This is a genomic window from Lysobacter sp. cf310 (genome assembly GCF_900114355.1).
Lineage (GTDB): Bacteria > Pseudomonadota > Gammaproteobacteria > Xanthomonadales > Xanthomonadaceae > Lysobacter.
The window spans coordinates 226,819-244,966 of the sequence record NZ_FOSS01000004.1; the positions used below are offsets into that span (position 1 = coordinate 226,819).

Annotated in this window: 19 protein-coding genes; 14 read left to right on the top strand and 5 right to left on the bottom strand. The window is 68.7% G+C overall.

Features of this window, described 5'->3' with window-relative positions; genetic code table 11:
• Positions 1–85: 85 nt before the first annotated feature.
• Positions 86–979 (bottom strand): LysR family transcriptional regulator, encoded by an 894-nt coding sequence (locus tag BMZ45_RS15495; protein ID WP_091637436.1) that lies wholly within the window; start codon positions 977–979, stop codon positions 86–88.
• 104 nt (positions 980–1,083) lie between these two features.
• Between BMZ45_RS15495 and BMZ45_RS15500 the strand changes: the two genes are divergently transcribed.
• The 3 genes from BMZ45_RS15500 to BMZ45_RS15510 are packed head-to-tail and all read left to right on the top strand — an operon-like array spanning position 1,084 to position 3,233.
• Positions 1,084–1,857, top strand: coding sequence for a glucose 1-dehydrogenase (locus tag BMZ45_RS15500; RefSeq protein WP_091637437.1), 774 nt, complete (start codon positions 1,084–1,086; stop codon positions 1,855–1,857).
• A gap of 40 nt (positions 1,858–1,897) precedes the next feature.
• Entirely contained in the window at positions 1,898–2,212 is a 315-nt protein-coding gene (locus BMZ45_RS15505) for a putative quinol monooxygenase (protein WP_091637438.1), read from the top strand.
• Between the two features lie 28 nt (positions 2,213–2,240).
• A complete protein-coding gene (locus BMZ45_RS15510; RefSeq protein ID WP_091637439.1) occupies positions 2,241–3,233 on the top strand; it encodes an aldo/keto reductase in 993 nt (330 codons plus the stop codon).
• Positions 3,234–3,855: 622 nt separating this feature from the next.
• Here BMZ45_RS15510 and BMZ45_RS15515 read toward each other — a convergent pair.
• Positions 3,856–5,997: a TonB-dependent siderophore receptor gene (locus BMZ45_RS15515; RefSeq protein ID WP_091637440.1), complete on the bottom strand. Its 2,142-nt coding sequence runs from the start codon at positions 5,995–5,997 to the stop codon at positions 3,856–3,858.
• A 209-nt stretch (positions 5,998–6,206) separates the two neighbouring features.
• Here BMZ45_RS15515 and BMZ45_RS15520 point away from each other — a divergent pair, with 209 nt between their 5' ends.
• Both BMZ45_RS15520 and BMZ45_RS15525 read left to right on the top strand, forming a co-directional pair.
• Complete coding sequence (locus tag BMZ45_RS15520) at positions 6,207–7,514, top strand: amidohydrolase (protein WP_091637441.1); 1,308 nt, start codon at positions 6,207–6,209, stop codon at positions 7,512–7,514.
• Between the two features lie 396 nt (positions 7,515–7,910).
• Complete coding sequence (locus BMZ45_RS15525; protein ID WP_091637442.1) at positions 7,911–9,227, top strand: M20 family metallopeptidase; 1,317 nt, start codon at positions 7,911–7,913, stop codon at positions 9,225–9,227.
• 334 nt (positions 9,228–9,561) lie between these two features.
• On the opposite strand, the gene BMZ45_RS15530 is transcribed toward BMZ45_RS15525, so the two are convergent.
• Positions 9,562–10,200, bottom strand: coding sequence for a glutathione S-transferase family protein (locus tag BMZ45_RS15530; protein ID WP_091637443.1), 639 nt, complete (start codon positions 10,198–10,200; stop codon positions 9,562–9,564).
• Positions 10,201–10,311: 111 nt separating this feature from the next.
• On the opposite strand from BMZ45_RS15530, the gene queF reads away from it, so the two are divergent.
• From queF to BMZ45_RS15545, 3 genes are all read left to right on the top strand, one after another.
• Positions 10,312–11,118 (top strand): NADPH-dependent 7-cyano-7-deazaguanine reductase QueF, encoded by an 807-nt coding sequence (gene queF / locus BMZ45_RS15535; protein WP_091637444.1) that lies wholly within the window; start codon positions 10,312–10,314, stop codon positions 11,116–11,118.
• 92 nt (positions 11,119–11,210) lie between these two features.
• Positions 11,211–11,528, top strand: a complete 318-nt coding sequence (locus BMZ45_RS15540) for a LysM peptidoglycan-binding domain-containing protein (RefSeq protein WP_091637445.1) — start codon at positions 11,211–11,213, stop codon at positions 11,526–11,528.
• A gap of 82 nt (positions 11,529–11,610) precedes the next feature.
• Positions 11,611–12,108 carry a hypothetical protein gene (locus BMZ45_RS15545; RefSeq protein WP_254776667.1) on the top strand — a complete coding sequence of 166 codons (498 nt, stop codon included), beginning with the start codon at positions 11,611–11,613 and terminating at the stop codon, positions 12,106–12,108.
• Positions 12,109–12,197: 89 nt separating this feature from the next.
• Here the strand turns inward: BMZ45_RS15545 and BMZ45_RS15550 are convergent, their stop codons facing one another.
• Entirely contained in the window at positions 12,198–12,575 is a 378-nt protein-coding gene (locus tag BMZ45_RS15550) for a YchJ family protein (protein WP_091637446.1), read from the bottom strand.
• Positions 12,576–12,688: 113 nt separating this feature from the next.
• On the opposite strand from BMZ45_RS15550, the gene BMZ45_RS15555 reads away from it, so the two are divergent.
• The 6 genes from BMZ45_RS15555 to BMZ45_RS21725 all read left to right on the top strand — a co-directional run bounded on the left by BMZ45_RS15555 (position 12,689) and on the right by BMZ45_RS21725 (position 17,443).
• Positions 12,689–13,396 carry a UPF0149 family protein gene (locus BMZ45_RS15555; RefSeq protein ID WP_091637447.1) on the top strand — a complete coding sequence of 236 codons (708 nt, stop codon included), beginning with the start codon at positions 12,689–12,691 and terminating at the stop codon, positions 13,394–13,396.
• A gap of 149 nt (positions 13,397–13,545) precedes the next feature.
• Positions 13,546–13,917 carry a YkgJ family cysteine cluster protein gene (locus BMZ45_RS15560; RefSeq protein WP_091637448.1) on the top strand — a complete coding sequence of 124 codons (372 nt, stop codon included), beginning with the start codon at positions 13,546–13,548 and terminating at the stop codon, positions 13,915–13,917.
• A gap of 362 nt (positions 13,918–14,279) precedes the next feature.
• On the top strand, positions 14,280–15,608 hold the full coding sequence (icd, locus tag BMZ45_RS15565; RefSeq protein WP_056177530.1) for an NADP-dependent isocitrate dehydrogenase: 1,329 nt from the start codon (positions 14,280–14,282) through the stop codon (positions 15,606–15,608).
• Between the two features lie 195 nt (positions 15,609–15,803).
• Positions 15,804–16,769: a peptidoglycan recognition family protein gene (locus BMZ45_RS15570; RefSeq protein WP_091637449.1), complete on the top strand. Its 966-nt coding sequence runs from the start codon at positions 15,804–15,806 to the stop codon at positions 16,767–16,769.
• A 46-nt stretch (positions 16,770–16,815) separates the two neighbouring features.
• Complete coding sequence (locus BMZ45_RS15575) at positions 16,816–17,127, top strand: hypothetical protein (protein WP_091637450.1); 312 nt, start codon at positions 16,816–16,818, stop codon at positions 17,125–17,127.
• Between the two features lie 154 nt (positions 17,128–17,281).
• Entirely contained in the window at positions 17,282–17,443 is a 162-nt protein-coding gene (locus BMZ45_RS21725; RefSeq protein ID WP_175489098.1) for a hypothetical protein, read from the top strand.
• Positions 17,444–17,614: 171 nt separating this feature from the next.
• On the opposite strand, the gene BMZ45_RS15580 is transcribed toward BMZ45_RS21725, so the two are convergent.
• Positions 17,615–18,148 (bottom strand): hypothetical protein, encoded by a 534-nt coding sequence (locus BMZ45_RS15580; protein ID WP_091637451.1) that lies wholly within the window; start codon positions 18,146–18,148, stop codon positions 17,615–17,617.

Below are 18,148 nucleotides of genomic sequence, written 5' to 3' on the forward strand. Positions count from 1 at the left end.
AGGACGCGCTCACCCTAGCCCCGCCGGCGCGGCACATAAATCCGGGGTTTCACTCAGACGAACGGCATCGCTTTCGCGTTTTCGATCAATCGCCCTGGCACATGAACTCGACGAAGGCGCGCAGCTTGGGGGCCAGCTGCCGACGTGCCGTGTAATAGATGTAGAAGCCGGCGAACGGCGGCGTGTAGGCGTCCAGGACCTGGATCAGGCGGCCGGCGGCGACATCGTCGGCCACCAGGGTCTCGAACAGCTGGGCCAGGCCCAGCCCGGCCAGGGCCGGGCCACGCGACAGCGAGCTGTCGTTGAAGATCAGTCGGCCGCCCACGTCCACCTCGAAATCCTGGCCGTCGCGGCTGAACTCCCAGGCTTGCATGCGGCCGCTGCCGGGCAGGCGCTGGCGGATGCAGTCGTGCCGAATAAGGTCCTCGGGCACCTCGGGCCGGCCGCGGCGGGCGTAGTAGTCGGGCGAGCCGACCACGATGGTGCGCTGGGCCCCGCCCAGGGGCCTGGCCACCATGTCGCGCGCCAGGCATTCGCCCAGGCGGATGCCGGCGTCGAAGCCGCCCGCGACCAGGTCGGCCAGGGTGTCGTCGGCGAACACTTCCACCTGCACGTCCGGATAGCGCGCCAGGAACTCGGGCAGGCGCGGCTCGATGAGCGTGCGCGCCGCGATGCGGCCGGCGTTGATGCGCAGGCGCCCGGTCGGGCGGTCGCGCACCGCGTCGAGGTCGTCGAAGGCGGCATCGATCTGGTCCAGGCCCGGCGCGACCTGGGCCAGGAAGCGCGCGCCGTGTTCGGTCAGGCCGACCCGGCGGGTGGTGCGGTTGAGCAGGCGCACGCCCAGGCGCTCTTCCAGGGTGCGCACGGTCTGGGACAGGGCGGAGGGCGATACGTCCAGTTCGGCCGCGGCGCGGGTGAAGCTGCCGAGCCGGGCGACGCGCGCGAAGGCGATCACGGCGGGGAGCGGGTGCGCGGCCATTATGAAGTACTCCTTCAGAACACGTTCGGATAATCCCCATTTTTCGCGCAGTCGGCCAGTCCTAGAGTCGCTCCCACGGTTCCACCCCGCCTAGGAGAGCACTCATGCACACCCCCACCCTTGGTTTCGGACTGCGCGACAAGGTCGTCTTGGTCACCGGCGCGTCCTCCGGCATCGGCGCGGCCAGCGCGGCCGCCTTCGCCCGCGAGGGCGCGATCGTCCTGGCCGCCGCCCGCCGCGCCGCCGAAGGCGAAGCCGTGGTCGCGGCGATCCGCGCCGACGGCGGCCAGGCCCGCTTCCTGCAGGCCGACGTGACCCGCGAGGACGACATCCGCCGCCTGGTCGAGACCGCGGTGGCCGACTACGGCCGCCTCGACGTGGCCTTCAACAACGCCGGCACCGACGGCCGCTTCTCGCCCTACATCGAGCAGGACAACGCCAACTACGAGCAGGTGATGAACACCAACGTGCGCAGCGTGTTCTGGAGCATGAAGCACCAGATCGCGGCGATGCTGAAAAGCGGCGGCGGCGCGATCGTCAACAACGCCTCGATGGGCGCGCTGATCGGCTTCCAGAACGCGGCCGTGTACGTGGCCAGCAAGCACGCGGTGATGGGCCTGACCAAGACCGCGGCGCTGGAATACTTCCCGCAGGGCATCCGCATCAACGCGGTGCTGCCCGGCATCATCGACACCCCGTTCCAGGACCGCGTCTGGGGCGACGAAGCCAGCAAGCAGGCCTTCGCCCAGGCCACGGTCGCCGGCCGCAGCGGCACGCCCGAAGAAGTCGCGAGCGCGGCGCTGTTCCTGGCCTCGGAGCACGCCAGCTTCTTCAGCGGCCAGGGCCTGGTCATGGACGGCGGCTATGTCGCGCAGTGACTGTGACGACAACGCCGCCTCTCTCTCAAAGGAGCCCGCCATGCATCCGGACGCATCCGCGTTCACCCTCATCGCCGAACTCCAGGCCCAGCCGGGCCTGGGCGATACCCTGCAACGCGAACTGCAGGCGCTGATCGCGCCTACCCTGAGCGAGCCCGGTTGCCAGGGCTATACCCTGCACCGCTCCAGCGACGACACCGACTTGCTGCTGATCTACGAACACTGGCGTTCGCGCGCCGCGCTCGAGGCGCATATGGCCATGCCTTATCTGCGCGACTTCTTCGCGCGCACGCCGCAGCTGTTGTCCGAACCGGTACGCCTGCGCTACTTCGCATCGGCGCTGCCGGCCGCCTGATTCCTCCTTCCCCCACCGGAGCAACGACATGAACACCCGCACTCTCGGCCCGCAGGGCCCGCGCGTTTCCGCGCTGGGCCTGGGCTGCATGGGCATGAGCTTCGCCTACGGCCCCGCCGACCAGGACGAAGCCGTCGCCACCCTGCATCGCGCGCTCGATCTGGGCGTGAGCTTCCTCGACACCGCCGACGTCTACGGCCCGCACACCAACGAGCGTCTGCTCCAGCGTGCGCTGCAAGGGCGCCGCGATCAGGTGTTTCTGGCCAGCAAGTTCGGCATCCTGATGGATCCCACGCAGCCGCAGCTGCGTGGCGTGAACGGGCGGCCGGAGTACGTGCGCGCCAGCATCGAGGGCAGCCTGCAGCGCCTGGGCACCGATCATCTGGATCTGTACTACCTGCACCGCGTCGACCCGAACGTGCCGATCGAGGACACCGTCGGCGCGATGGCGGAGTTGGTCGCGCAGGGCAAGGTGCGTTATCTCGGCCTGTCCGAGGCCTCGGCGGCCACGCTGGAGCGCGCGCATGCGGTGCACCCGATCACCGCGCTGCAGAGCGAGTACTCGCTGTGGACGCGCGATGTCGAGCGCAACGGCGTACTCGAAACCTGCGCGCGCCTGGGCATCGGCTTCGTGCCTTACAGCCCGCTGGGCCGCGGTTTCCTGACCGGTCAGATCGCCTCCGCCGACGATCTGCAGAGCGACGATTTCCGTCTGCAGACGCCGCGCTTCCAGGGCGAGAACTTCCAGCGCAATCTCGCGCTGGCCGACACGGTGAAGACGCTGGCCGCCGGCAAGGGCTGCACGCCCGCGCAGCTGGCGCTGGCCTGGGTGCTGGCGCAGGGCGAGCACCTGGTGCCGATCCCGGGCACCAAGCGGCGCAAGTATCTGGACGACAACGTCGGTGCGCTGGGCGTGCAGTTGGATGCGGGCGATCTGGCTGCGCTGGATGCGGCGTTCGCGCCGGATGCGATCGCGGGCGATCGTTATTCGGCGGTGGGTATGACCATGGTGGGGCGTTGAGGTAACGCGGGTTGCGAGGCCGCCGTGCGTAACAGCGGCTTCGTCGATACGCGCGGCTTTGGGGTAGGAGCGGCGTGAGCCGCGACCTCGAAGCCACGATCGGCAGTGTAGCTTTCGTCGTAACCGGCATGGCGCGATCGCGGCTCACGCCGCTCCCACAGAGAGCGGCGTTCGTTTGGCGTTCTGGCGCCAGGCACGCTTTGGGCCGCGGCCGGGCTCCCTGTGGGAGCGGCGTGAGCCGCGATTGCGAACTCCGGCGACCGGCGCCGGCTACCGGTTGGCGTGGTCGCGGCTTGCGCCGCTCCTACAGGAAGCTGGGTCGCGATCATCGCTGGCGCCGAGACGATGACGCCCACCGTCTTCTGTGGGAGCGGCGTGAGCCGCGATTGCGAACTCCGCGACCGGCGCCGGCTACCGGTTGGCGTGGTCGCGGCTTGCGCCGCTCCTACAGGAAGCTGGGTCGCGATCATCGCTGGCACCGAAACGATGACGCCCACCGTCTTCTGTGGGAGCGGCGTGAGCCGCGATTGCGAACTCCGGCGGCCGGCGCCTGCCGCCGGTTGGCGTGGTCGCGGCTTGCGCCGCTCCTACAGGAAGCTGGGTCGCGGTCGCGGCCGTTCGGTCACCACCGATACCGCACCGTCGCCGTGACCGTGCGCGGGTAGCCGTAGTAGCACCACAGCGCGCTGTTGCAGGCGCTGATGTATTCCTTGCCGAACAAATTGCTGGCGTTGAGCTGGAAACGCCATTGGTCGTAGTCGTAATGCACGCTGGCGTCGAACAGGGTGTAGGACGGCGTCTTCCACTCGTTGTAGAGATCCCCGTAATGGTCGCCGACGTAGCGCACGCCGCCGCCCACGCCCAGGCCCGACAGCGCGCCGTAGCCGACGGTGTAATCCGCGCCCAGCGAGGCGGCATGGCGCGGTTGCAGCGCGACCTGCTTGCCCACCGAGGCCGCATCGGTGCTGCGGGTGATCTCGGCGTCGGTGTAACTGTAGGCGCCGTACAGGCTGAGGCCGCCGCGCAGGTTCCAACGCCCTTCCAGCTCCAGCCCGCGCACGCGGGTTTCGCCCTGCTGTACCGAATACAGCGTGTGGTTGGGGTCGACGCTGAGGCTGTTCTGCTGATCGATCCGGTACACCGCCAGCGTCGCCAGACCGCGGCCGCTGGCCGGCTGGTACTTCAGGCCGGCTTCGACCTGCTCGCCGGTGGTCGGCTTGAACGCGCGCCCGAAGAAGTCGGCGCCGACCGTGGGTTGGAACGACTGGGAATACGCCAGGTAGGGCGCCAAGCCCGACTCGAACACGTAGTTCACGCCGAGGCGGCCGGAGAAACGGCGGTCGTCCTGGCTGCTGCGCACGACCGGATTCGCGATCAGATTATCGGTGCGCGTGCGCACCCAGTCCTGGCGGCCGGCGGCGGTGATCACCCAGCCGCCGTAGCGGATCTGGTCCTGCAAGTACACGCCCAGCTGCTGCTGCACCTTGTCCTCGTGCGAGGTATAGGCCGGCACCACGAAGGGCGCGCCGTACACCGGATTGAAGATGTCCAGCGGCGGCACCCCAAACGCGAAGGCCGAGGCGTAGTCGCTCTGCAGGCGGCGGTAGTCGACGCCGGTGAGCACCGTGTGGTTCCAGCGCCCGGTGTCGAAACCGAACTGCAGGTTGTTGTCGACCGCGAAGGACTTGGAGTGTTCCTCCAGCGGGAACAGATAGCGCGTGAGCGTACGCTGGTCGGCCTGCAGGCCGAACGCGCCGACGCCGGCATCGTGATCGACGTCGACCCGGGTGTAGCGCAGGTTCTGGCGGAACTCGGCGCCGCCGTCGAAACGATGCACGAACTCGTAGCCGGCCGACTTGGAGGTCTTGAGGTAATCGTTCCAGCCCGGCTCGCCGGTAAAACGGTTGACCGGAATCTTGCCGTTGGGATTGGGCAGCAGCGTGCCCGCCGCCGGCAGGAAGCCGCCGCCCTGGGCGGTGTCGGCCTTCTGCCAGCGCGCCAGGAAGGTCAGCGAAGTCGCGTCGCTGGGTTTCCAGGTCAGCGCCGGGGCGAAGTAGTAGCGATCGTCCTGCACGTAATCGACGACGTTGTCGCTGTTGCGGGCCAGGCCGGTGAGCCGATAGAACAGGGTGCCGCTGTCGCCGAGCGGGCCGCCGAAGTCGAACGCGGCCTGGCGCAGGTCGTAGTTGCCGATCTGCAGCTCGACCTCGTGCAGCGGCTGTTCGGTCGGGCGCTTGCTGACCAGGTTGACCAGGCCACCGGGCGGCATCGCGCCGTAGGAGACCGAGGTCGGGCCCTTGAGCACGTCCAGCCGTTCCAGCCCGTAAGGCTCGACGCGGGTGGCGCCGGTCCAGACGCCGTCGGTCAGGGCCAGGCCGTCCAGGTAGCGCGCCGGGCTGAAGCCGCGCACCAGCAGCCAGTCGCTGCGGGTGTCCTCGCCGTAACCGCCGCCCTGCGCGCCGGCCACGTACCACACCGCTTCCTCGACGCCATGGATGCCGCGGTCGCGCATCTGCTGCGCGGTCACCACCGAGATCGACTGCGGCGCCTCGATCAGCGGCGTGTCGGTCTTGGTCGCGGTCTGGCTGCGCTTGGCGATCGGTGCGCGCACTTCGACGCTGTCCAGGTCGGTGGCCTGATCGCCGGGCGTGGCGGCGGGTTCGGCGGCGACGCTCAGGCCAGGCAGCAGCAACAGGCCGGCCAGCGCGTAGCGCACGGCCCAGGCGGAGGCGCGCACGCGGGTGGAAGTCGGGCAGGACGGCATCGGAGCCTCGGGCAGGAAGGGGCGTGGTCCACAGACAGCGCATCCGGCGCGGGACATACACGCAAACAATAATCATTCTCATTTTAGCCCCGAGCCGCCACAGCGCGCAAACCCATGCCCGACGGTGCGGTCGACATCACCGATCGTGCGCCGGCGCGGGCCGCGCCTGGTCTAGCATCGAGCCCTCGCCCACGGATCCCCTGCCTCGCATGCGCCTGTCCGCCCTCCTGATCGCCAGCACCCTGTTCGCGACCACCGCCGCCGCGCAGACCGCGCCCTCGCCCGAGCTCGACCGCGCCACGCGCGCGGTGCAGGCCGACGTGGTGCGCTGGCGCCGCGACCTGCACCAACACCCGGAGCTGGGCAACAACGAGGTGCGTACGGCCAAGCTGATCGCCGAGCAGCTGCGCCGGATCGGGCTGGAACCGAAGACCGGCATCGCCCACACCGGCGTGGTCGCGGTGCTCAAGGGCGGCCGCCCGGGCCCGCGCATCGCGATCCGCGCCGACATGGACGCGCTGCCGGTGACCGAGCCGGCCGGGCTGGCGTTCGCGTCCAAGGTCACCACCAGTTATCGCGGCCAGCCGGTCGGCGTGATGCACGCCTGCGGGCACGACGCGCACGTGGCGATCCTGCTCGGCGTGGCGACCGCGCTGGCGGCGCAGAAGGCGACCCTGCCGGGCGAGGTGATGTTCGTGTTCCAGCCGTCCGAGGAAGGTCCGCCGACGCCGGGCGAAGCCTTCGGCGCCGCACTGATGCTGGAGCAGGGCGTATTCCGCGACTTCAAGCCCGAGGCGGTGTTCGGCCTGCACGTGTGGGCGGGCCTGCCGGTGGGCAGCATCGGCGTGCGCGCCGGCCCCTCGCTGGCCAGCGCCGACGAGTGGAGCCTGACCGTGCGCGGCAAACAGACCCACGGCTCGCGGCCCTGGGACGGCGTCGATCCGATCACCGTCGGCGCGCAGATCCTGCTGGCCTCGCAGAGCATGATCGCGCGCCAGATCAACATCGCCGCGACCCCGGTGGTGCTGACCGCGGGCCAGTTCAACAGCGGCGTGCGCTTCAACATCATTCCCGACGAGGCCAAGCTGGTCGGCACCCTGCGCACCTTCGACGCGGGCGTGCGCGAGGACGTGATCGCGCGCTTCCGCCGCACCGCCGAGGATCTGGCGCATGCCAGCGGCGCCAGCGCCGAACTGACGGTGGTCAACAATGCGCCGGCCACGATCAATAACCCGGCGTTGACGCAGCGCGTGCGGCCCTCGCTGCAGCGCGCGGTCGGCGCGGACAAGGTGGTCGAGATGCCGATGGTGACGGTGGCCGAGGATTTCTCGCAGTTCGCCAATACCGTGCCCGGTGTGTATTTCTTCGTCGGCTCGACCGCGGCGGGCATCGATCCGGCCAAGGCGCCGATCAATCATTCGCCGCAGTTCGTGCTCGACGAGGGCGCCTTGGACGTGGGCACGCGGGCGATGCTGCAGTTGGCGCTGGATTACCTGGGTGGCGCGCCGCAAGGCTGAGCGCTCCTGCCCGGGGTAGGAGCGGCGCGAGCCGCGACCGCCAAACTTCGATCTACAGCGCAGCCCACGACGCAGGCGTAGTAGCGCGGTCGCGGCTCGCGCCGCTCCTACAGGAAGCGCTGGCGGCTGATGACTCGCGACCCGAGGATTCCCCATCGGACGCCGCTCCTATCGGGGCTTGCTGTGGGAGCGGCGTGAGCCGCGATCGCGAACCTCGCCGGCCTGCGCTGGGGTCGGAGCTTGCGTAATCGCGGCTCACGCCGCTCCCACAGGGGAAGCGGCACGGGTAGGCGGGACGGCATCGACCCTGCGGCCCCAACGCCAATCGACCAAGGTCGGGCAGTTCCCGGCGCGGGGCTTGGGCTAGGATCGGGACTTTCCCTCCGGAGTCCGTCGATGAAGCGTCCGCTGTCCGTCGCGTTGAGTTGCGCCCTGCTCGCCCTGCCGCTGGCCGCCACCGCGCAATCGGCGCAACGTCCGGAGGTGCAGGCGGCGGCGGCCAAGGTGAAGGACCAGGTGATCGCCTGGCGGCGCGACTTCCATCAGCACCCCGAGCTGTCCAACCGCGAGGAACGCACCGCGGCCAAGGTGGCCGAGCACCTGCGCGCGCTGGGCCTGAAGCCGCGCGTGGGCATCGCGCGCCATGGCGTGGTCGCGATCATCCAGGGCGGCAAGCCCGGGCCCAAGCTCGCGCTGCGCGCCGACATGGACGCGCTGCCGGTGACCGAACAGGTCGACCTGCCGTTCGCGTCCAAGGTCACCACCCAGTTCAACGGCCAGACCACCGGCGTGATGCACGCCTGCGGCCACGACGCCCACACCGGCATCCTGCTCGGCGTGGCCGACGCGCTGGTGGCGATGAAGGACGAGCTGCCCGGCCAGGTGATGCTGGTGTTCCAGCCCTCCGAGGAAGGCGCGCCCGGCAACGAGGAAGGCGGCGCGTCGCTGATGCTCAAGGAAGGCCTGTTCAAGGACTTCAAGCCCGACGCCATGTTCGGCCTGCATGTGTTCTCGACCCTGCAGGCCGGTCAGATCGGCGTGCGCCAGGGCCCGCTGATGGCGGCCTCGGACCGTTTCAGCATCAAGATCAAGGGCCGCCAGACCCACGGCTCGCGGCCCTGGGGCGGCATCGATCCCATCGTCGCCGCGGCCGACGTGATCGGCAGCGCGCAGACCATCGTCAGCCGCCGCACCGACATCGCCAAGCTGCCGGCGGTGGTGACCTTCGGCGCGATCAAGGGCGGCATCCGCTACAACATCATTCCCGATGAAGTCGAAATGGTCGGCACCATCCGCACCTTCGACGAGGGCATGCGCGCGAAGATCTTCGCCGACCTGAAGAACGTCGCCGACCACGTCAGCGCCGCGCACGGCGCGACCGCGGTGTCGGCGGTGCCCGACAGCGAGGGCAACCCGGTCACCTACAACGACCCGGCCCTGACCGCGCGCATGCTGCCCAGCCTCAAGGCCGTGGCCGGCGACGCCAACGTGGTGGAGCCGTCGCTGCAGATGGGCGCGGAGGATTTCTCCTACTACGCCAAGGAAGTGCCGGCGATGTTCTTCTTCGTCGGCGCGACCGAGAAGGGCGTGGATCCGGTGACAGCGCCCAGCAATCATTCGCCGCAGTTCAAGCTGGACGAGTCGTCCCTGGATTTGGGTTTGCGTGCCTTGTTGCAGGTGACCTTGGATTATTTGCATCAGCCTAAGGGTTGAACGTCGGCGAGTTCGCGCGCTGTTTAGGCCCTCTCCCGCCTGCAGCCCCTCTCCCGCTTGCGGGGTGAGGGGCAGTGTTTGCGAGCCATAGTCTCGCGCTGCACCGGACGCCCGACCGCTGTGCGGTCGGGCCGGGGTGTGGGTTGGGGTGAGGGCCGACGCGAGTACCCAACTTCGACCTCATCCGCTGCCCTCATCCGCCCTGCGGGCACCTTCTCCCGCAAGCGGGAGAAGGGAGCAGCGGGAGAAGGGAGCAGCGGCGGGAGAAGGGAGCAGCGAAAGAGGGAGCCGCGATAGAGGGAACCGCGAAGCTTCGCCGCCGACGCGCTGCGCCTTACAACTCCCCCCCCGAATACGGGTCGATGTCGTACGCATACCGTTCGGCCAAGTGCCCCGGCTGCGCCTGCACGCGCGCGATCCAGGCGCGAAACTGCGGGTACGGCGCCAGGTCGAAGCCCGCGTCTTCGGCGCGGCTCGCATAGGCATACAGGGCGATATCCGCGATGGTGTAGGCCTCGCCGGCCGCGAACGGCCGCTGCGCGAGCTCCGATTCCAGGATCCCCAGCGCGCGCAAGGCCGCGCCGCGCTTGGCTTCGATCAAGGCCGGCGCGCGCTGCGGCAGCTTGCCGGTCAGGGTCCAGTAGCGCAGCGAGCCGATGCTCATCTCCACGTACTGCTGCTCGAACGACAACCACTGCCGCACCTTGGCCTGCGCGAACGCGTCGGCGGGCAGGTAGGCCGAACCCTGCGCCAGGTAGTCGAGGATGGCGTTGGACTCGGCCAGCACGCGCCCATCCTCGAGTTCGATCGCCGGCACCGCGCCGGTCGGGTTGATGCGCCGGTAGTCGTCGCGGCGGCCCTCGCCTTCGAAAATGCTGACGATGCGCGTGCGGTAGGGGCGCTGCAGGTGCTGCAACAACTGGCGGATCTTCCAGGCGTTCTGCGAGGGCAGGTAGTCGTAGAGGGTGAGCATGGCGCGGGTTCCAGGGGCGATGGCGCCAGTCTCGGCCGCCGCGCGCGGGCGCGATATCCGATTCTTGCGGCGGCCACGGGGCCGCGCGCGGCAAGCGGGTAAAATGCGCGCATGACCCAAGAACTCCCCCTCGGCCGCCACGTCGACTACCCGCGCGAGTACGACCCCTCGCTGCTGTTCCCGATCGCGCGCGCGCTCGGCCGCTCGCACATCGGGCTGTCCGATCAGGCCCTGCCCTTCGTCGGGCTGGACCGCTGGCATGCCTACGAGCTGAGCTGGCTGGACCCGCGCGGCAAGCCCTGCATGGCCACCGCCACCCTGACGGTGCCCGCCGATTCGCCCAACCTGGTCGAGTCCAAGTCGCTCAAGCTCTACCTCAACTCCTACAACGCCTCGCGCTTCGACAGCGCCGAGGCGGTGCGCGCGCGCATCGTCGCCGACCTCAGCCAGTCCGCCGGCGCCGCGGTCGAGGTGGCGTTCGGCCTGCCGCCGGTGCGCGAGGGCGCAGGCGAATCGCTGGACGGCCTGGAGGTCGCCATCGACGACTACGGCCCGCCCAACGCCGCCCATCTGGCCGCCGACCCGGCCATGGTCGTCGAGGAGACCCTGAGCAGCGGCCTGCTCAAGTCCAACTGCCCGGTTACCGGTCAGCCGGACTGGGCGCGCGTGGACATCGCCTACCGCGGCCCGCGCCTGGACCGGGCCGGCCTGCTGCGCTACCTGGTCTCGTTCCGCGACCACGCCGAGTTCCACGAGCAATGCGTGGAGCGGATCTTCGCCGACCTGCTGCGCCTGGCCGCGCCGCAGGCCCTGTCGGTGGAGGCGCGCTACACCCGCCGCGGCGGTCTGGACATCAACCCCTGGCGGGCCACGGCAGGTTTTTTGCGCCCCGCGGCACACCGCGATGAACGTCAATAACGAAGGCCCCTGACGTTCACACGGACGCAATGCCTTTTTAACAATCGGCATGTCATCGTGCTTCCGCCAATTCGGCAGGAGCACGCAAACCCATGACTACCCCGGACAAGAAAGCCGATTTCTCCGACGTGCAAAGCAGCGTCGACAGCACCGAGCAGGTAACCCAGCGGGCCGACTTCAGCGACGTCCAATCCTCGGTCAGCTCCACCGAAGACATCACGTCGTCGACGGCGCCCACGGATCAGACCTACACGGTGGAAAAGGGCGACACGCTGTCGCACATCGCCAAGCAGTTCTACGGCAAGGCGAACAAGTGGAACGCGATCTTCGAAGCCAATCGCGACCAGCTCGACGATCCCGACAAGATCAAGCCCGGTCAGGTGCTGAAGATCCCCGCGATCAACGATTGATTCCCACGACCAGATCCGCCGGGAGCCACGAGTTCCGGGCGCGTTCGACTTGCCTGTTCGCACCTATTCCAGGAGAAACACCATGATGATCCGCAACCGCATGCACTACGCTCTGGCCGCAGCTTTGGTGGCTTCGCTGGCCCTGGCCGGCTGCAAGAAGAAGGAAGAACCCGTAGCGGTGACCCCGCCGCCGGCCGCCGAGCCGGTCGCGCCGACCCCGGCACCGGCGCCTGTCGCCGCCACCGCGGCCGTCGCCAGCGTCGACCTGGGCAGCGCCGTGGGCGCCGACAAGAAGGTCACCGCGCCGGCGACCACCTTCAAGCCGAAGGACACCATCTACGTCGCCATCTCCACCACCACCTCCGACCCGGCCGCGACCGTGCCGGCGAAGCTGGGCGCGAAGTGGACCTTCCAGGACGGCCAGACCGTGAAGGACGACAGCGCCGACGCGCAGCTGATGGGCCCCGGCGTGACCAACTTCAGCATCAACAGCCCGAAGGGTTTCCCGACCGGCAAGTACAAGGTCGACGTGTCGCTGGACGGCGCCGTGGTCCAGTCGAAGGAATTCGAGGTCAAGTAACTCTCTCCCCGCCTGATGGGCGGGCAAGCCCGGGCGCGGTTCCACGAGGACCGCGCCCTTTTTTTGTCCGCGATTCCCGCCGCCGGCGCTCAACCGCCGGGGAATTCGCCGTCCAGGTAGTACCAGCGGCCGTCCTCGCGCAGGAAGCGGCTGACTTCGTGCAGGCGCACCGCCGAGCCGCCGCCGACCCGGTAGCGGGCGACGAATTCGACCGTGGCGCGGTCGCCGTCGGCGCCGTGCCGCTTCACCGCCAGCCCCAGCCAGCGCGTGGCGGCCGGGTCCAGTTCCAGCTCGGCCGGGCGCGTGCTCGGGTGCCAGGTCGCCAGCACGTAGTCGCGCAGGCCCAGCACGTAGGCGCTGTAGCGCGAGCGCATCAGGGCCTGGGCATCGGCGGCCGCGGCGCCCGCGTGCAGCGGTCCGCAGCAGACGGCGTAAGGGCGGGCGGGGTCGCAGGGGCAGGCGGACATGCGGGCTTTCCGGGTCGGTCGGCCGCGAAAACCGCAGCCGGGAGGCGAATTCTCGGCGAGCGCACGCCGCTGCGACTACCATGCGCGTCCCGAACCCCGCCGCGCGACCTGCCATGAAACCGCCTGCCTACCTCGACGACGCCCAGATCGAACGCCTCGCCGACCTGCTCGACCAACGCGCCGTTCCGTTCAAGGGCTTCAACCTGGAGGCGCTGGACGGCTTCCTGTCGGCGCTGGTGGTCGCGCCCGAGACCGTGCCCGCGGACGAGTGGCAGCCCGTGGTCTGGGGCGGCACCCCGCCGCGATGGAGCGACGAGGCCGAGGCGGCGCAGATCGAAGCGCTGCTGCAGGGCCACTGGAACATGGCCGCCGCGCGCGTGCGCCACGGCGACGACGACCTGCCCGACCACCTGGCGCCGCTGCTGTGGCTGCCGGAGGACGTGGAAGTCGACCAGGGCGACGACCTCGATGTCGGCCGCGACTGGGCGTTCGGCTTCTTCCGCGGCGTGGAACTGCGCGAAACCGCGTGGGAGACCTGGCTGGACGAGAACGACTGGATGGACGAGATCTTTGTTCTGTTCGATCGCCTGGCCAGCGGCGAAGTGCTGGGCGAAGACCCGGAAGCGCCGGGCACGCCGATCAGCTACCGCGAGCGCCTGGAAATCGTCTCCAGCCTGCCCGGCATGCTGGCCGACCTGCACCACCACCGCATCGAAGCCCTGACCCCGCGCGAACCGCTGCGCCGCGCGGACACGCCGGACCGCAATGCGCCTTGTTCCTGCGGCAGCGGCAAGAAGTACAAGAAGTGCTGCGGGGCTTGAGCCGGTAGCGCCGTTTGCGCGCTGCGGCAGGCAAGCGTCGGGCGTCGTTCCCGCTCAGGCGGGAATGACGCGCCAAACAAGCGCGCGAGCGACTCCGACGGTTGCTTGATCCACCGCCCTCTTCGTAACCCCCTCTCCGCGCTTCCACCATGCAGAGCCCATCCCACCCCTGCCTCAGCTGCGGCGCCTGCTGCGCCCACTTCCGCGTCGCCCTGCACTGGAGCGAAACCGACGCCTTCGATGCCAAGGGCACACCGGCCGAGTTGACCGAAACGCTGGACGCCCACCGCGTCGCGATGCGCGGCACCTACGGCGGTCGCAGCCTGCGCTGTATCGCGCTGCAAGGCGATATCGGCGTATCCGCCCACTGCGGCGTCTACGCGCAGCGCCCGTCGCCCTGTCGCGAACTGCAAGCCGCGTGGGAGTACGGCGAGCCGAGTCCGCAATGCGACCAGGCCCGCATTGCATACGGGCTGGCGCCACTAGAACCGGAAACCTGGGTGCGGGCTGACGGCGGATAACAGCGTGATCGTCGCGCCACCGCGAAGGCAGCCACATTCCCGCCGCCTGCCTTGCTTTGGGGTAGGAGCGGCGTGAGCCGCGACCACGACGCTTCGCTCGGCTGCGCCGGCCGGCGATCGCGGCTCACGCCGCTCCTACCCCAAAGCCCACCTGTCGCTGCCTACGGCGCGATACTCACACGAGCGCCCGCGCAGGCCGGAAAGCATCATTCCATCTCGCATGCCCCAAATGCCTGGGCCGCCTTTGCCACGCCCCGCCCGAACCGCGACAATGGCGGGCCGGATCGCAGCGCCATCGCGACCCGCCAGAACCCTGCTTCGCCCATGCGCTTGCGCACGGGACGGCCCCACTGGAGATCGTAATGACCGAGTTCGTAGCGACGCCGCCCGCTGGCGGCGCCAAGATCACCAAGACCCCGACCGGCCTGAATGTGCCGGATCGCCCGATCATCCCGTTCATCGAAGGCGACGGCACCGGCCCGGACATCTGGCGCGCGTCCGTGCGCGTGCTCGACGCGGCCGTGGCCAAGGCCTACGGCGGCGCCAAGAAGATCGAGTGGCTCGAGGTCTATGCCGGCGAGAAAGCCAACAACACCTACGGCACCTGGCTGCCCGACGGCACCGTGCAGGCCTGCCGCGACTACCTCGTCAGCATCAAGGGCCCGCTGACCACGCCGGTCGGCGGCGGCATCCGCTCGCTCAACGTCGCCCTGCGCCAGATGCTGGACCTCTACGTCTGCCTGCGCCCGGTGCGCTGGTTCGAGGGCGTGCCCTCGCCGGTCAAGAAGCCGGGCGACGTCGACATGGTGATCTTCCGCGAGAACACCGAGGACATCTACGCCGGCATCGAGTGGGCCGGCGGCAGCGCCGACGCGCAGAAGGTGCTGGACTTCCTGCAGAAGGAATTCCCGCAGGCCTTCGACAAGATCCGTTTCGGCACCGCCGACAAGAACGGCGCCTGGCTGAAGGAACTCGAGGCCATCGGCGCGCCGGCGCGCGAGCTGCCGGTCGAAGTCGGCCTGGGCATCAAGCCGGTCAGCCGCCTGGGCACCGAGCGTCTGGTCCACAGCGCGATCGCCTACGCCATCGAGAACAAGCGCAAGTCGGTGACCCTGGTCCACAAGGGCAACATCATGAAGTACACCGAAGGTGGCTTCCGTGATTGGGGCTACCAGGTGGCGCGCGACTTCTTCGGCGCGGTCGAGCTCGACGGCGGCCCCTGGCACGTGATTCCGGAAGGCAAGCCGGGCGCGGGCCTGGTCATCAAGGACGCGATCGCCGACGCCTTCCTGCAGCAGATCCTGCTACGCCCGAAGGAATACGACGTCTCGGCCACGCTCAACCTCAACGGCGACTACCTCTCCGACGCGCTCGCCGCGCAGGTCGGCGGTATCGGTATCGCGCCGGGCGCCAACATCAACTACGTGACCGGCCACGCCGTGTTCGAAGCCACTCACGGCACCGCGCCGAAGTACGCCGATCTGGACAAGGTCAATCCGGGTTCGGTGATCCTGTCGGGCGAGATGATGCTGCGTTACCTGGGCTGGACCGAAGCCGCCGACGCGATCATCGCGGCGATGGACCAGGCCATCGCCAGCAAGCGCGTGACCTACGATTTCGCCCGTCTGATGGACGGCGCGACCGAGGTGAAGTGCTCGGAGTTCGCCGACGAGATCATCAAGCATCTCTGAAGCGACGACGTTCGCATCGCTGTATGACAAAGGGCGCTACGGCGCCCTTTGTTTTGGGCCGAGTCCTGGACGGACCTGCGCGTTCAGGCAGGTGAAATCGGGAGCCGCGGCGACCTTCACTTGATAGGCCCGCGGAAAGCTGGCAGTTTCGTCGCCACGAGCACCGCCTCGCGCCCGCACAGGAAAGGATTTCCGATGGCCGACCCCACCCCCGTACTCCCCTACGACGCGTCCCACCCCGATCACGCCCGCTATCAGAAAGTCTTCGACGGCGTGAAAGCCACCGGGCAGTGGAACGACGCCGAATCCCGCAACGTGGCCGCCGGGCTGTACGACCAGCTCAAGCGCAATCCGCAGATGGGCGACTTCGACCGCATCGTGGTCGGCAAGCCCGATGCCGCGGTGCCCTCGGTGTTCGCGATGAAGGGCGCCGGCACGCCGCCCGACGCCCAGCCCTGGGTCAGCGTGCCCACCGCGATGGCCAAGACCAGCGCCGACCAGACCCTGAGCGCCTACGCGCACACGCCGCAGGTCGGCAAGGACGGCTACCTCACCGATCCGGGCATCACCAAGCAGCCGATCGCGGCGCTGGAGAAGGGAACGCTCAAGGACGTCCATGCGGTGGTCATGCACCGCACCGAGGGCTCGACCGCGCAAGGCGCGTTGAACTCGTTCAAGACCGGCACCGGCACCCACTTCCTGATCGACAAGGACGGCACGATCTACCAGACCGCCAGCCTCAATCAGCAGACCCAGCACGTGGGCAAGATCCGCGGCCGCTGCGTCGAGGAAGGCAATTGCTCGAAGGAAGAGAAGGCGTTCTTCGACAAGACCGGCTGGAACCCGAAGGCGATCCACGATCACGAGAAGGCCAAGCCCTACCCGGACCGCTTCCCGATGAATTCCGACAGCGTCGGCATCGAGGTGGTCGGCAGCTACAACAGCAAGACCAAGACCTGGGACGCGCCGACGCCCGAGCAGACCGCGTCGATCAACAAGCTGGTGGGCACGCTGCAAAAGGAATACGGGCTCAATGACAAAGACGTCTACAAACACGATGCCATCTCGTACAAGACCCTGGGCGAAGGCGCGGATCTGTATGTGCCTGGCAATCGCACTCCCCCTGCTCCCGTCGTGCAGCCATCCGGGCCCACCCGCTAAGTCCGGCGCCGCCTCCGCGATCACGGTCACGCGCGTCGATCGCGCGGTGTTCGATGCCGCCTCGGGCAAGGACCCCACGCTCAAGCCCCGCTGCGAGGCGTGGACGCTGAACGACAAACAGGTGGCGAATTACTTCGCCGCCGCGCGCGAATACCCGGACGGCACCCACGACGCCTATTACTGGCTGCCCTGCTCGATCAAGGGCCGCCTGCGCGCGGGCGGCCAGGATTGGGAGTTCGAGATCAACGCCGCCGCCACCGCGACCTGGACGCGCGGCGACAGCGTGCGCAAGTGGGGCTGCGATGCGAAGGCCTGCGAGCCGCTGGTGCTGATGATGCCGGACGGCAACAATCCCTGAGCGGGCGCGTGACCGACGCCCCGCCGCCGCCCGTGGACTGCCGGGGCCGCCGCGTCCACGTCGGCTCGCGCGTGCGCGTGCTGAAGATTTCAGCCGGCTGGAACGCCAGATTCCCGCCGACGAGTTCGCGCGGCTGTCGTCGCTGGTCGGCCAGGTGCTGCCGATCAGCGAGATCGACGAATGGGGCTCGGCCTGGATCGAAGCCGAGTTCCCGCATTCGCCCGGACGCATCTACAGCCACGATCTGGCGCTGGATTCGGACGAGATGGAGTTGGTCGACGACGAGTCTGCGTCAGTCCCGTACAGCTCGCCATAGGACACGGTTTCCCACAAGGACGAATGGCTCGAAAGCGCCGGACGCTGCGGGCCGCGACGGGCCGTCTTCGCCGCGCACCGCTTACGAAGGCGGGTTTCAATAGACGACACCATAACGGCATCGACCCGCTCGGTGGAATCGCCGGACCGGCCGCCGCGGCCGCCGATCCGCTTACAGACTCATGTCGGTGATGTGCTTCTTGAACGCCATCGTTCGCATGTACTGCGGATAGTCGCGCTCCAGGAAGGCCCGCATGTCGGCTTCCTCGTCCGTAGCCAGGATGCGCGCCATGTTGCCGCGCGAGTCGATGCGGATATGGCCGGCGTAGGTGATAGTGCCGGCTTCGACGGTGAACTTGTTCGAGGAGTGGAAGCTCGCCTCACGGCCGGTGACGACGATCTTGCTCCACATGTAGTCGCCCGCGGTCACCGGCATCACCCAGTATTTTTCCGGTTGATTCACGAACACGGCCTCGTCGGGGCCGATGAAGGCCTCGGCCATGGACGAACCGAAGGTCTCCTGGGCGCGGAACTTCTTGAACTGCAATTGCAGCCAGGTCAGGTTGCTCTCGACCTTGAACACCAGCACGCCCTTGCCGGGCGCGATGCGCTTGCCGTCGGCGAGATTGCGCGAGGTCGCGCAGGCGGACAACAACAGGACCAGCGATAGGATCGCCAGGCACCGCAATGCATGCATCAGTTTCAT

Coding starts and splice junctions, on each gene's coding strand:
- icd (WP_056177530.1), top strand. CDS start 14,280: ATGACCGAGTTCGTAGCGACGCCGCCCGCTGGCGGCGCCAAGATCACC.
- BMZ45_RS15550 (WP_091637446.1), bottom strand. CDS start 12,575: ATGTCCGCCTGCCCCTGCGACCCCGCCCGCCCTTACGCCGTCTGCTGC.
- BMZ45_RS15500 (WP_091637437.1), top strand. CDS start 1,084: ATGCACACCCCCACCCTTGGTTTCGGACTGCGCGACAAGGTCGTCTTG.
- BMZ45_RS15525 (WP_091637442.1), top strand. CDS start 7,911: ATGAAGCGTCCGCTGTCCGTCGCGTTGAGTTGCGCCCTGCTCGCCCTG.
- BMZ45_RS15570 (WP_091637449.1), top strand. CDS start 15,804: ATGGCCGACCCCACCCCCGTACTCCCCTACGACGCGTCCCACCCCGAT.
- BMZ45_RS15515 (WP_091637440.1), bottom strand. CDS start 5,997: ATGCCGTCCTGCCCGACTTCCACCCGCGTGCGCGCCTCCGCCTGGGCC.
- BMZ45_RS15505 (WP_091637438.1), top strand. CDS start 1,898: ATGCATCCGGACGCATCCGCGTTCACCCTCATCGCCGAACTCCAGGCC.
- BMZ45_RS15555 (WP_091637447.1), top strand. CDS start 12,689: ATGAAACCGCCTGCCTACCTCGACGACGCCCAGATCGAACGCCTCGCC.
- BMZ45_RS15520 (WP_091637441.1), top strand. CDS start 6,207: ATGCGCCTGTCCGCCCTCCTGATCGCCAGCACCCTGTTCGCGACCACC.
- BMZ45_RS15545 (WP_254776667.1), top strand. CDS start 11,611: ATGATGATCCGCAACCGCATGCACTACGCTCTGGCCGCAGCTTTGGTG.
- queF (WP_091637444.1), top strand. CDS start 10,312: ATGACCCAAGAACTCCCCCTCGGCCGCCACGTCGACTACCCGCGCGAG.
- BMZ45_RS15560 (WP_091637448.1), top strand. CDS start 13,546: ATGCAGAGCCCATCCCACCCCTGCCTCAGCTGCGGCGCCTGCTGCGCC.
- BMZ45_RS15580 (WP_091637451.1), bottom strand. CDS start 18,148: ATGAAACTGATGCATGCATTGCGGTGCCTGGCGATCCTATCGCTGGTC.
- BMZ45_RS15495 (WP_091637436.1), bottom strand. CDS start 979: ATGGCCGCGCACCCGCTCCCCGCCGTGATCGCCTTCGCGCGCGTCGCC.
- BMZ45_RS15540 (WP_091637445.1), top strand. CDS start 11,211: ATGACTACCCCGGACAAGAAAGCCGATTTCTCCGACGTGCAAAGCAGC.
- BMZ45_RS15530 (WP_091637443.1), bottom strand. CDS start 10,200: ATGCTCACCCTCTACGACTACCTGCCCTCGCAGAACGCCTGGAAGATC.
- BMZ45_RS15510 (WP_091637439.1), top strand. CDS start 2,241: ATGAACACCCGCACTCTCGGCCCGCAGGGCCCGCGCGTTTCCGCGCTG.